General features: G+C 32.9%; 7 protein-coding genes. 5 read left to right on the plus strand and 2 right to left on the minus strand.

What is annotated here, in order from left to right; translation table 11 throughout:
* A partial coding sequence (locus ABD771_RS06155; RefSeq protein ID WP_425556451.1) for a beta strand repeat-containing protein occupies positions 1-5,583 on the minus strand: 5,583 nt, incomplete at its 3' end.
* A 154-nt stretch (positions 5,584-5,737) separates the two neighbouring features.
* Between ABD771_RS06155 and folE the strand changes: the two genes are divergently transcribed.
* The 5 genes from folE (at position 5,738) to ABD771_RS06180 (ending at position 9,917) form a co-directional block, all read left to right on the plus strand.
* Positions 5,738-6,409: a GTP cyclohydrolase I FolE gene (gene folE / locus ABD771_RS06160; protein ID WP_345092167.1), complete on the plus strand. Its 672-nt coding sequence runs from the start codon at positions 5,738-5,740 to the stop codon at positions 6,407-6,409.
* 41 nt (positions 6,410-6,450) lie between these two features.
* Entirely contained in the window at positions 6,451-7,932 is a 1,482-nt protein-coding gene (cysS, locus tag ABD771_RS06165; protein ID WP_345092170.1) for a cysteine--tRNA ligase, read from the plus strand.
* A gap of 11 nt (positions 7,933-7,943) precedes the next feature.
* A complete protein-coding gene (gene yidD / locus ABD771_RS06170) occupies positions 7,944-8,189 on the plus strand; it encodes a membrane protein insertion efficiency factor YidD (protein ID WP_345092173.1) in 246 nt (81 codons plus the stop codon).
* Between the two features lie 69 nt (positions 8,190-8,258).
* Positions 8,259-9,182: a prolipoprotein diacylglyceryl transferase gene (gene lgt, locus ABD771_RS06175; protein WP_298302051.1), complete on the plus strand. Its 924-nt coding sequence runs from the start codon at positions 8,259-8,261 to the stop codon at positions 9,180-9,182.
* Positions 9,183-9,317: 135 nt separating this feature from the next.
* Positions 9,318-9,917: a DUF6624 domain-containing protein gene (locus ABD771_RS06180; RefSeq protein WP_345092178.1), complete on the plus strand. Its 600-nt coding sequence runs from the start codon at positions 9,318-9,320 to the stop codon at positions 9,915-9,917.
* A gap of 133 nt (positions 9,918-10,050) precedes the next feature.
* On the opposite strand, the gene secDF is transcribed toward ABD771_RS06180, so the two are convergent.
* Complete coding sequence (gene secDF / locus ABD771_RS06185) at positions 10,051-13,026, minus strand: protein translocase subunit SecDF (protein WP_345092181.1); 2,976 nt, start codon at positions 13,024-13,026, stop codon at positions 10,051-10,053.
* Between the last annotated feature and the right edge of the window lie 122 nt (positions 13,027-13,148).

Raw genomic sequence — 13,148 nt, forward strand, 5'->3', positions numbered from 1 at the left:
ACCTGATTGCTCTGCTGTAATTAATGTTGCTAAATTAATAGCAGTAGCTAATGTTTCACAAACTGTGGTAGCTCCATCTAATCCTGCAACTGGCTGTGCGTTGATGGTAACTGTAGCCACACTCGTGTCATTAATGCAAGGCGCAGTTCCTGTTAAAGTATAAGTAAAAGTACTTGTAGTTGCTCCTAAAGCTGGGGTAAATATTCCTGCTGCTGCATTAAAAGATCCTCCTGTTCCACCTGTTCTTGTCCAAGTTCCACCTATTTGCTCTCCTGTAATTAATGTAGATAAAGTAATTGCTGTTGTTGATGTCTCACAAATCGTAATACCGCCATCTACTCCTGCAACTGGTTGTGCATTAATGGTAATTGTAGCTACACTTGAATCACTAATACATGGTGCGGTTCCTGATAATGTATAAAGGAAAGTACTTGTTGTTGATCCAACAGATGGTGTAAAAGTCCCATTTACGGAATCAAACGTTCCGCCTGTTCCACCTGTTCTTGTCCATGATCCACCAGATTGTTCGCTTGTAATAACACTATATAAATCTATAATACCTGATGTCTCACAAACAGTTAAAGAACCATCAATCCCCGCATCCAATTGTGCCGTAATATTTACAGAAGCAATACTAGAATCAGGTCCACATGGCGCAGCTCCTGTAACGGTATATGTAAAAGTACTTGAAGTGGTTCCTGCTGATGGAGTGAAAGTTGCTGATCCTGCATTGAAAGTTCCGCCTGTTCCTGAAGTCTGTGTCCAAACCCCACCTGAACTCTCGCCTGTAATCAAACTAAATAAATTAATAGGTGTAGAACTACTGCCACAAATATTTAAACTACCATCGATACCTGCGGTTGGTTGGGTAATGAAATTAATTGTAGCAATACTTGAATCATCAATACATGGTGCAGTACCTAGTAAAGTATATGTAAAAGTACTATTTGTAGTTGTAGCAGATGGTATGAAAGTTCCAGCAAGAGCATTAAAAGTTCCTCCTGTACCTGATGTTCTTACCCAAGTACCTCCTGTTTGTTCACTAGTAATAATTGAATATAAATCTATAGATGTTGTATCTCCTAAACATACATTTAAAGCCCCATCAGTACCAGCATTTGGTTGAGGGTTTATGTTTACTGTTGCTATACTAAAATCACCAGTACAAGGTGCTACTCCAGTTAAAGTATAATTAAAAGTACTTGTTGTAGCTCCAATAGCAGGCGTGTAGGTTCCTGAAGCTGCATTGAATACTCCACCTGTTCCACCAGTTTGTGACCAAGTTCCTCCAGCTTGCTCGCCAGTAATTAAACTTGATAGATTTATAGTAGCAATTGATGTTTCACAAATTGTTGTATTTCCATCAGTTCCAGCATTAGGTGATGTATTAACAATTACTTGAATTAATTGAAATGGTCTACAAGTTACATCTGAAGGTGCAGGGTTTGCAATAGCATATACATAATAAGTACCCAAAGCATTTGGTAAAGAACCTGCACTTCCTAAAACTGGTGCGTCATAAGTTGCAATTCCACCAGCATTAGGTGTAACATTTGCAAGTAAAGTACCTCCAGTGTACATATTTGTTCCAACTTGTGGAGTAGTAAAATACACATAACTTATACTGTTAGCAGCAGTAAATGTAGTATTTACTGTAAATGGTGTTGGATCTGAATTCAAACATAGTGTTTGAGTTGCAGATGGGTTTGTTATGGTTGGACATGTCGAACAATCATCCAAAATGATATTGAAAGATTTAACTCTAATACAAGGATTAGTAGTACTAATTAAACTCATATAGATAGTTTGACTTGTACCTGATGCTAAAATATAAGCAGCTGGATTAGCAATACTATTTGCTGCAGCATTTTCAGCATCAGCTTGGTTTGTATAATAATAAACATCATAAGCTCCTGTACCTATTAAACCTCCTAGAACAGTTGGTTCATTTGATGTTAAATTAAATACATTATTTGGAATACAATTTGTAATTGAATTAGGAGTCAAAGTATCATCTGGGAAAACCTCGATAGTAACAGGTTCTGTAACAGTTCTAACAATAGTTGATGGTGGGCCAGGTACATTACATTGAGTATATCTAACCTCTGCGGTATATGTGGTCGTAACCGTTGGACAAACAGAAATAGTTGGAGTTGTGCCTATTGGATTTCCGTTTTGTAACCATCTGAAAGCAGTTAATGAAGGGCCTGATGGAGAAAATCTCCATGCTTCATTTGTTGCAGTCCAAGTACCTGTATTTCTTCCTGGTGCCGCAATTCCTTCTGCTGCTGTTTGACCAGTTAATCCAATAACGCCACTTCCACTATTCCATCCTGCACAAACAGTTCTACTTTTTACATAAACATCGATAATATTTGTTGATTCATATAAAACTAATTGACTCTCTTGTAAACCTTGCGCAGTTCCACATGAAAACAATGGCATATTTTTTATATTCACAATTAATTTTCTACAAGGAGCTACCCCATCTACAATGTACCTTACATCAATAGGAGTGGCTGCTGGAGTAGCCACAGCAGGATTGGTATCATTCATTGGAAAATAAATAGAGTTTTGATATTCTACATTAGCACCAAATAAGGCAGGTATAGCTTGTGTAAATGCCCATGGGCTTCCACCAGTACAATTTGCATTATTTGTAGTAAAGGTCAAATAAGTATTAGTACTTAATTGAAAAGAATCAAAACAACTACCATAAAAACTAAAATCAAATGGTATAGGTGTTACAGCTGAATAAGCATCATCAACGTTACACAATGAAGTTCCAGCATTACCTAAAGGAACTAAAGGCGCATAAGGAATAGATGCTACAGTGTAAGAAGTCGTATCTTTAATATCTATATATGATGCTGTAATAGTCGTACAACTAGATGCATTACATAAAACAGGATTTGGGGCATCAATTGTAATCTCATCAGGGCAACAATTAGTTATGTATGTCAGTGTTCCTGTTGATGGTTGACTTACACATCCAGTCGTTGTATTAGTAATTACAACTGTATAATTTCCAGCAATTGCACTATTAAAACTAGGTACATTACCAGGTGCAGGAACTCCTGCAGGAACAGTCCAAGCATAGTTATAAGTTCCAGCAACTGAAGGTGTGGCTTGAATTAAAACCGGAGCTGTATCACCGGTACATTTAACAGGGCTGTTAACCAATACTGATGGTGATGGGTTTATCGTAATGGTAAAACTATTTGTAACATCTGTACATCCACTCAAAGAAGCAGTAACTGTTATAGTTGCTACAATTGGAGCAGAAGTTGTATTAGTTGCAAGTACATTAGTTAAATTTCCTTGACCAGCACTTCCAATTGCTAACAAAGGATTATTGTTTGTCCATGATATATTAGCACCTTCAAAAGTTGGAAGATTAGGTGGATAGTTTGTAGTAAAATTTAACGATGGTATTAAAGTTCCATTACAAACAATTAAATTATTTGGTAAATTTAGAGCAATTGGAATAATGTTTACATTTGTAGCAATTTGAGAACTAACACAATTTGTTATCGTATTTGTTATGACAACTGTATAAGTTCCTGAAGTTGTTGTAGTAAAACTAGGAACATTTCCTGGATTAGTAACACCTAGAGGTACAGTCCAAACGTAAGAATAAATTCCCGGCAATCCTGGAATAGCAGTCACTTGAGAAACACATGTAGTAATATTACTAACTGTAACAGTTGGAAGTGAATGTATCGTAGCCGTTCCAGATGAACTTTGACTTGAACAGTTTGTAATATTATTTGTAATTACTACACTATAAACCCCTGAAACAGTTGTATTAAAACTTGAAACATTTCCTGGGTTTGTTGCACCAGATGGCACAGTCCATGCATAAGTATATGTAGGACCAGCAGGTGAAGGTGTAGCAATAATATTTGCAGATGAACCAAAACAAACTTCAGGACTATTTACAACAACAGTTGGTACACTATTCACCGTAACAGTAACTGACTGTGTAACAGAACAAGTAGCATTTGTAGTAAATGAAATATCATCAATTGCAAAATCATTTCCTGCAACAGAAGTAGTTCTATCATACATTACGATTTGTGCCGTATTACTTGCACCTGAATTCCAAACATATGAGTATTGAGTCCAATTTCCACATGTTGCAATAGCTGGAGCCAATCCGATTCCTTGTGACACTCCATTTATTAGAACTTCTATTTGAGCAGGATTTGGTGTTGCAACTGTTTGAATCCAATAACTGAATGTATGATTTTGACCTGGTAAAACTGGAACCGTTTGACTCCATAACCTGTCATTTCCAGCATTTAAATTTGAACCATCAACAACCATCATATTTCCAGTTCCTGTAGTATGATCAGGACAATTTGAAAAAGGTGCAAACCATAAATTTGGCCTTGCAACTATTCCATAAGCCTTCTGAACTCCTGTTACTGGTGCTGATGCTAGATATTGATAATCAGTACCAAAACCACTATTTCCTTGCGAAAAATCTCCATTAACAATTAAGCTTCTAGGTGAAGTTATTGATGAAGTTACTGTATATGTAGTTGTTGCTGAAGGACTAACTGCAGGTGTTGCACTATTTGGTGTTGTCAATGATGGATCAGCTGGTGATGCTGTCCAAGTATAGGTTGAACCTCCACTAACGGATAATGTTGTGTTGCTTCCATTACAAATACTTGTATTAGAAGAAACTACTAAAGGGTTTACTGGATTAGCAATAACAACGTTTGATTGACTAACTGTTATAGAAGCACTATCTGTTACTGATATTGTGTATGTACCTGCAGGTAAACCTGTAAAAATTCCTAAAGCATTTATTTGTGAAACAGGACCTGAAATTGAATAACTTGTGTAAGGCTGTGAACCTCCAGCGGCATAAATTGCTACAGATCCATCTGAAGATGAAGGACATGATGTATTTAAAGCAGAGTAAGTAATTAATAATGGTGATGATGGTGGTGTTAAAGACAAATCATCTATCGCAAAATCATTGCCAACTGTATTTACATTAAAATTTCTTAACTCAATATTTACACAAGCATTCGTTGGTGTAAAAGTATAGGTTCTCATTTCCCATCCAGTAGCAGGCAAAGGGGCTAAAAAACTAGTTGGAGAGGTTAAAACCGTTGCATTATTAAAAACTACTCTAATATCTGGTTGTGTTGATGCACCTGTAACATTTGTTGAAATTGTTTTAACCCAATAACGAAAAGTATATGTCGCTCCAACAGTTAATCCACAAACACCACCTCCAGAATTACCAGCTTTCCAAAAACTTGGATTTCCTCCATCTGTACTACCATCAATAATCATCATTTTTCCTGTAGCAAGACCAGTTGTATGATCAAAACCACTTATAAAATTAGACGTATTATAAGGTTGAGGATTGGATCCAAACGAATAATCACCTGGAGACGTCGAACTAGTTGGAGTTGCTATATAATTATATCCAGTACTATTGATGTTAAATCCTACACCTACTCCACCTGATTCAAAATTACCATTAACTAATAAATTTTGAGCTGTTATTAGATTGATAAACAGACAACTTAACAATAGAATTAGAGTATTTTTTTTCATTGCGCAATACATTTTTAGGAGCGAAATATACATAAATTTAACCAAAATTTATCTTAAAATTTCTAATTTTTAAAAATAGAGTTTCCATTGCCAATTATAATTCAATAATATTTATCTTTGCAATTAAAATTTGCTAAAAAAATCTTATTAAAAAATGACCCATAACGAAGAATTTACCGACGAAATCGGAAACAATCATATTGCCACAAATGAACAAACACCTTTAAGAAAAGATGCGTTTGAGAAAACTGATGATGAGAAAATCGAATTAATAAAAAAAGATGTTGAAAATATACTTTTCACTCTTGGTATGGATCTAACCGATGATAGTCTAAAAGGCACACCCAATCGTGTGGCAAAAATGTTTGTTAAGGAGATATTTGGTGGTTTGAATCCAAATAAAAAACCAAGTTCGTCTACATTTGACAACAAATACAAATACAACGAAATGCTAGTTGAAAAAAACATAACTGTCTATTCAACTTGTGAACATCACCTACTACCAATAGTAGGCAGAGCTCATATTGCTTATATTTCAAATGGAACAGTTGTTGGTTTGTCTAAAATGAATAGAGTTGTTGATTATTTTGCTAAAAGACCTCAAGTTCAAGAAAGGTTAACTATCCAAATTGTTAAAGAACTTCAAAAAGTTTTAAATACTGAAAATGTAGCCTGTATTATTGATGCGAAACATCTTTGTGTAAATTCTCGTGGAATAAGAGATATTGAGAGTAGTACTGTAACTGCTGAATTTGGAGGAAAGTTTAAAGATGATATAGTTAGAAGAGAATTTTTAGATTACATAAAATTAGACACAAATTTCTAGATTTCTAATCATTTACTTATCAATAAAACAATAAATATAATATGCAACTTCATAAAAATCAAACACTTAAAATTTATAATTCTCTTTCTGGAGAAAAAGAAATTTTCACTCCAATAACAGATGGCACTATTGGAATGTATGTTTGTGGACCAACAGTATATAGCAATGTTCATCTAGGCAATGTTAGAACTTTTATGAGTTTTGATGTTATTTACAGATACCTTTTACATTTAGATTATAAAGTTCGTTATGTTAGAAACATTACTGATGCTGGACATTTAACAGATGATGGCGATATTGAAAATGATAGGTTTGTAAAACAATCAAGATTAGAAAAATTAGAACCCATGGAAGTGGTTCAAAAATATACTGTTGATTTTCACAAAGTATTGGATTTATTCAATTTTCTTCCTCCAAATATTGAACCAACAGCAACTGGTCATATACTTGAACAAATAGAATTAACTCAAAAATTAATAGATGAAGGATTCGCTTATGAAAGCAATGGATCGGTTTATTTTGACGTTTTAGAGTATAACAAAAGAGGTTTGAATTATGGTGAATTAAACAACCGAAATGTTGAAGAATTACTAGCAAACACTCGTGATTTGGATGGTCAAAACGAGAAAAAAAATCCTCAAGATTTTGCTTTGTGGAAACATGCCACTCCTGCCCACATTATGCGATGGAATTCACCTTGGGGAGAAGGTTTTCCTGGTTGGCATCTTGAGTGTACAGCAATGAGTACTAAATATTTAGGAGAACAATTTGATATTCATGGTGGTGGAATGGATTTGAAATTTCCTCATCACGAATGTGAAATTGCACAAGGAAAAGCTTGCAACGGAGTTTCGCCTGTTAGACATTGGATGCATACAAACATGCTAACTATGAATGGATTAAGAATGAGTAAATCTACTGGAAATTATATTCTTCCAATGGAACTGATTGAAGGTGGAAATAACTTTTTTGAAAAACCTTTTCACCCAAATGTAGTTCGTTTTTGCTTTTTACAAGCTCATTACAGAAGCGTTTTAGATATTTCTAACGATGCAATGGTTGCAAGTGAAAAAGGTTTTAGCAGATTAATGGAAGGTCTTCAACTTTTGAACGATATTCAAACAAGTCACTCTTCTACTTTAGATATTTCTTCTTGGAGTCAAAGTTGTTATGATGCAATGAATGATGATTTCAATACTCCTATTTTAATCGCTCAACTTTTTGAAGGAGTACGTTTTGTAAATTTACTTAATGATAAAAGAGAATCAATAACTTCATCTGATTTAGAACTGCTAAAAAAGACTTTAGAGGAATTTACTTTCGAAGTTTTAGGTATTAGAAATGAAAAAACTTCCGGAAATAACGGAGAAAAATTAGAAGGAGTTGTCGAAATGCTAATTGAAATGCGAAATGAAGCAAGAGCTAATAAGAACTGGTCACTTTCAGATGAAATTAGAGATAAATTATTAGCACTCGGCATTCAACTAAAAGACGGAAAAGAAGGAACATCCTTTAGTGTATAATCAAATTTCAAATGGTGAAAAAAATAATTATTTTTCCTCTTGTTCTACTTATTCGGTTTTATCAAGAAGCTATATCACCATTCACTCCTTCAACTTGTCGATTTGAACCTACATGTTCCAGTTATTTTCTTGAAGCATTAAAAATTCATGGATTGATAAAAGGATCTTATTTAGGAATTAAAAGAATTTTAAGTTGTCATCCATGGGGAAAAACTGGTTATGACCCTGTCCCTGAAAAAAAATGTACTCATAAATAACATAATTTTAGAATTAAGTAATTTTAAAATTACTATTTTTGATAAAATTCATATTAAAAAATACAAAAAATGATTTGGAATCCGTCAGAAGGAATACACATTGGCTCACTTAATTTGAGGTTTTACAGCTTAATGTTTGTAATTGCATTTGGATTAGGTTGGTACATCATGAAAAAGATTTTTATAAACGAAAAAGAACCTTTAGATAAATTAGACACTCTTTTCGTATGGACAGTTTTAGCTACTTTGTTTGGTGCACGTTTAGGACATGTATTTTTTTATGATTGGGAATACTTTAGAAATCATCCACTTGAAATATTGCTTCCTTTTAAGTTTGAACCAGAATTTCAATTTACAGGTTTTGCAGGATTAGCAAGCCATGGAGCTGCAATTTCAATAATAATTGTAATGTACTTTTACAGCAAAAAAGTAGTAAACAAACCTTTACTTTGGGTTTTAGATAGAGTTGTGATACCAGTAGCTTGTGGTGCTATTTTTGTAAGATTAGGTAACTTTTTTAATTCTGAAATTGTTGGAAAAACAACTACCAATGAAACTTTTGGAATTAAATTTGTTCGAGATTACTTTTCTCCTCAAGATGCCATGAATCAAACTCAGATTGCAAATCCAGATTTAGCTTATGATGCTATTGTAAACAATCCAAAATTTGCAAACCTACTTGCTGAAGTTCCTTTAAAACATCCAGCACAACTTTATGAAGCTTTTGCCTATATTTTTGTATTTTTTATTTTATTATTCTTGTATTGGAAAACAGATACTCCAAGGAAACATGGTTTAATTTTTGGAATTTTTCTAATCCTTTTATGGACCGTACGTTTTGTGGTAGAGTATGTAAAAGAAAGTCAAGGTGGTTTCGAGAGTGCTCTTGGACTATTTACAACAGGACAATGGCTAAGTGTTCCTTTTATTTTAGTAGGTTTATATTATTTGTTTATGGCAGAAGAACCTCTTCCTGATGATATAAAAATTTAAAATTTTATATCAATATATAAGAAGAGAACTAACATGGTTCTCTTTTTTTTTACAATCAAAATAGTTTTAATAACTGATTAAAAAAAACAATTAGTTTCTATTTTAGCTCATCAGAAACTTAAATTTATCTACAAAATGAATTTTCCAAAAATTGCTAAATTGATAATTGAATTAAAAGATGCTGATTTAAAGTTTCGAGAGAAACTTATTAAAGAAAAAAAGCTATCTGAAGGTTACAACAATGAAATGGAAACTCTTCATATAAAAAATGCAGAAAAACTAAATGAAATTATTGACGAAATTGGTTTTCCAACCATTGAAAAAGTCGGAATTGAGGCTAGTGAATCAGCTTGGTTGATTATTCAACATTCTATAAGTAAACCTGAATTCATGAAAAAGTGTCTAAAACTATTAGAAAATGTAGCTATTGAAAATAAAGTTTATGAGAAGAATTTAGCAAGTTTAATGGATAGAATAAGTGTTCTAGAGGGAATGCCTCAATTATACGGAACTCAATTCGATTGGGACAAAAATGGAGCGTTAAGTCCAAATGACTATGATGATCTTTTGCAAGTTAACGTCAGAAGATTAAAAATTGGACTCAATACTCTTGAAGAACAAACGAAAATCATAAGATTACAAGCAGAAAACGAAAACCAAAGGGTTCCAAAAAATCTTCATGAAAGAGAAAAAGAATTCAACCTTTGGAAAAGAAAAGTTGGTTGGATAAAATAAAAATGGCTTTTACAATGATAGAACTTAAACTTATTTGAGAACTAATACATTGAACCAAGACTAAATATCAAACTGTATTCAATAAAAAAAGCTACCTCAATCAAGGTAGCTTTTATATTTACAAACAATTCACTTATGAATGGTGACGCTCTTCAATTTCTTTAATATCTTTCTTATTCATTGAGTCAACTAAAACTGGTGTTGCAATAAATAAAGATGAATATGTTCCTACAACAATACCAACAAGCATTGCGAAGATAAATCCTCTAATAGACTCACCTCCGAAAATAAACATGATTAACAATACTAAAATCATGGTTAAAGACGTATTCAATGTTCTTGATAATGTAGTATTAATAGAAGCATTTACTACTTCTTTGAAAGTACCTTTAACATTTCCAGCTAAGAACTCTCTAATTCTATCAAATACAATTACTGTATCGTTCATAGAATATCCAATAACAGTTAAGATTGCTGCAATGAAGTGCTGATCCATTTCCATGTGGAAAGGCATCACTTTATATAATAATGAGTACAATCCTAATACAAAGATAACGTCATGTAATACAGCAGCGATAGCTCCTAATGAATACTGCCATTTACGGAATGAAATTACTAAGTAAAGTCCAACAACTAGCATTGCACCAATAACAGCCCAGAAAGAGTTTGTTTTGATATCTGCAGAGATAGCTGCTCCAACTTTAGAAGCTTGTAAAACTCCTAATTGTTTACCATCATAAGAATTGATGAAGTTTTCATATGAAGTATTAGTATAATATTTACCTAAAACTTTGTATAACTTTTTATTTACTTCTTCATCTACGTTAGCACTTTCTTCTTTGATTTTATATTTAGTAGTCAATTTTAATTGATCATCATCACCAAATACTTTTGCTTCAACTGCAGTTCCAAATTCTTTAGATAATTCTTCAGAAACTAGAGTTGGTTCTACTGCTTTTTCAAATTTTACTTGAAAGGTTCTTCCTCCAACAAAATCAACACCTTCGTCAAGACCATTTAAAAAGAAGATTGAAACTAAACTCACTACTACAACTACAGAAGAGAACAAGTAAGTCCATTTTTTAACTCCAATAAAATCAAAGTGGAAACCTGTAAACCAATTTTTAGTTAATGGCGTTGTGAATGTTAAACTTCTATTATTAGCAATATCTTTATCAATAAAGATTCTTGCAATAAAGATTGAAGTAAATAAAGAAGTTACTATACCAATTAATAAAGTAGTAGCAAAACCTTGAATAGGTCCTGTACCGAAAATAAATAAGATAGCTCCAGTTAATACGTGAGTAACGTTTGCATCGATAATTGAACGCATTGCTCCTTTCCAACCGTAAGATGCAATTACTGCATCACCTAAAGTTTTTCCTTCACGCAATTCTTCTTTTGCTCTCTCATATATAATGATGTTTGCATCTACAGCAGTACCTAGTGTTAAAACGATACCAGCAATACCTGGCAATGTTAATACAGCACCTAAACTTGCTAAAATTCCGAATAAGAAAAGTAAGTTAACTAACAATGCAATATTTGCATACCATCCAGCTCTACCATAGTAGAATACCATCCATAAACAAACTAATAAGAAACCTACAATAGAAGAAATGAATCCAGCATGAATAGCTTTCTCTCCTAATGATGGTCCAACAACTTCTGATTGAACAATTTCAGCAGCAGCAGGTAATTTACCAGCTCTTAATACATTCGCTAAATCTTTAGTTTCTGTAACATCAAAATTTCCTGAAATTTCTGATCTACCACCTGCAATTGGTCCTGTAGAAACACCTGGAGCAGAATAAACTACATCATCAAGTGCAATAGCGATATAACCTTTAGTTGTAAATGCATTTCCTGTTAATTGCTCCCATACTTTAGCACCTTGACCATTCATTTGCATAGAAACAGCTGGCTTACCTAATTGATCAAAAGTATCTCTTGCATCAGTGATAACTCCACCACTTAAAGGTGCAACATCATCTTTATTTCCTTTTAAAGCATAAAGTTCAAAAGTTTCAATATCAGCTTTAGTTTTTTCGTCTTTAGTAATAGTTGGTTTACCCCAAACAAATTTTGCAAAACGTTTGTCAGCTGGTAATAAAGAACGAATATCTGCTCTTTTTAAATAAGAGTTAATTTTAGCTGTATCTTTTACTGAAACAATACCTAAAATTGGTCCACCACCTTGACCTACAAATTTATCTAATATAGGATTACTTCCTTTTTTAGAAGCAACAGAATCATTAGCTTTATTAGCTAACATATCTTTAATAGAATCGTTTGTTACAGTCTTTACTTCTGGAGATGTTGCATTCTTTTCAGTAGCTTTCAAAGCGTCGTTTGCAGCCATTAAGAAACCACCTACTTCATCAATTTTGTAAGTTTCCCAAAATTCTAATTGAGCTGTTGATTGTAATAATTTTTTGATACGGTCAACATCTTTAGCACCTGGTAATTCAACAAGAATTCTTCCTGTTTGTCCAAGTTTAGCAATGTTTGGTTGAGTAACACCAAATTTATCAATACGCTTTCTTAATACGCCAAAAGCAGATTCAACTGATTCATCAACTTTTCTTCTGATAACTTTTTTAGTTTCATCATCAGACATTTTAAAATTGATTTCGTCAGATAAATTTTTGTTTGCAAAAATATCTGGAGAAGCTAATTTTGTATCACCTTTGATAGCATCAAAAGCCACAAAGAAAGCATCTAAATAAGATTGATTTCCTTGTTGATTAACCTTTGCATCTTCTAATGCTTTATTGAAAACGGCATTTTTAGAATTGTTAGAAAGACCTTTCAAAACATCTTTAACCGAAATTTGAAGAATAACGTTGATTCCTCCTTCAAGGTCAAGACCTTTGTTGATTTGTTTACCGACTACCTCATCATAAGTGTAATCAACAAGACCAAACATACTAAAAACCTTTTTGTTTTTAATATCGTTTAGATATTCTATTTCTTTATCTTGGTTTCCTTTTGCAAATGCTTTAGCGTCATTTTGAACACCGTTAGATACAAATGTGAAAGAAAGTTGGTAAATACTTACCAGTGCAAATAGAATTGCGAAAAATTTAATAAGTCCTTTATTCTGCATTATTACTAAAAATTAATTAATTTTTGTTTGTTGGGTTAAAAAAAACAAGTAAATATAAAGTAAGACATTGATTTTCAATGTAAATCAATAAAAATACTTTTGTACACGTTTTTTGAAACGTG

This window comes from Flavobacterium chungnamense (assembly GCF_039539165.1).
Classification (GTDB): domain Bacteria; phylum Bacteroidota; class Bacteroidia; order Flavobacteriales; family Flavobacteriaceae; genus Flavobacterium; species Flavobacterium chungnamense.